Origin of the sequence: Rhodoplanes roseus (assembly GCF_003258865.1) — a bacterium.
Taxonomy (GTDB): Bacteria; Pseudomonadota; Alphaproteobacteria; order Rhizobiales; family Xanthobacteraceae; genus Rhodoplanes; species Rhodoplanes roseus.
The window spans coordinates 2,800-3,977 of sequence record NZ_NPEX01000408.1 but is presented as its reverse complement, the minus strand read 5'-3'; the positions used below and the strand labels follow the sequence as shown (position 1 = coordinate 3,977).

Here is a 1,178-nt window from a genome sequence, read left to right as displayed (position 1 = left end):
GACGCCGGGCCGGCGACGGGTCGCCAGGCGGCGCCAGCGACAAAGCGCCACTTCCCCCCCGGTGCGACAGCGCCGATATAAGACAGCGTAACGCACCTGTCTTGTGCAGGCGCTTTGGAGGACGCTCATGTTCGGTTCGCGCACGCGCCCGATTTTTCTTTCCCTGGCCGTGGCTTCCGCCCTGATCCTGGTGGCCGGCGATGTTGCCTGGTCGCGCGCCGGTGGTGGTTCGAGCTTCGGCAGCCGCGGCGGCCGGACCTTCTCGGCTCCGGCCCAGACCCGCACCGCCCCGAGCGCCGCGCCGATGGAACGCTCGATGACCCAGCCCGCGCGGCCGAATGCCGCGGGCCCCGCCACCACCGGAATGGCCCGCCCCGGCGGCATGTTCGGCGGCTTCGGCGGCGGCCTCCTGGGCGGCCTCGCGGCGGGTTTCCTTGGCGCCGGCCTGATCGGCATGCTGTCCGGCCACGGCTTCATGGGCGGCCTCGGCGGCTTCGCCTCGATGCTCGGCCTGCTGCTGCAGATCGGCCTCGTCGCCTTTCTCGGCATGTTCCTGTGGCGCATGTGGCAGGGCCGGCGGGCCCAGCAGCCCGCGATGGCCAGCGGCCCGCAGTTCCGCGACGTCAACGACGGCGCGCCGCCGCGCAACGGCCTCGGCATGCCGCTCGGGCTCGGTGGCGGCCTCGGCCGGGGTGCCGGTGCCGCGCCGGCGGAGCCGTCGGACGACATCGGCATCGGTCCGGCGGATTACGACGCCTTCGAGCACCTGCTCGGCGACGTCCAGGGCGCCTATGCCAAGGAGGACCTCACGGCGCTGCGCACCCGCGTCACGCCCGAGATGCTGTCCTACTTCTCGGAGCAGTTCGCCGAGAACGCCGGCCGCGGCGTGATCAACGAGATCGCCGACGTGAAGCTGGAGCAGGGCGACCTGGCCGAGGCGTGGCGCGAGGGCGACAGCGACTACGCCACCGTGGCGATGCGCTACTCGCTGGTCGACCGGATGGTCGATCGCGGCACCGGTAAGGTGGTGTCGGGCGGCGAGGGTCGCGACACCGTGACGGAGCTGTGGACGTTCCGGCGCAGCCGCGGCGGCTCCTGGCTGCTCTCGGCGATCCAGCAGGCGGGCTGACGGCCCGACTCACACGATCCTGTCGAACGGCCGCGGGGCGACCCGCGGC

At 73.0% G+C, this 1,178-nt stretch carries 1 protein-coding gene; it reads left to right on the top strand.

Annotation, left to right across the window (positions count from 1 at the left end; all coding sequences use genetic code 11):
• Positions 1–127 precede the first annotated feature (127 nt).
• Complete coding sequence (locus CH341_RS29165; RefSeq protein ID WP_111422785.1) at positions 128–1,129, top strand: Tim44 domain-containing protein; 1,002 nt, start codon at positions 128–130, stop codon at positions 1,127–1,129.
• Positions 1,130–1,178: the final 49 nt, after the last annotated feature.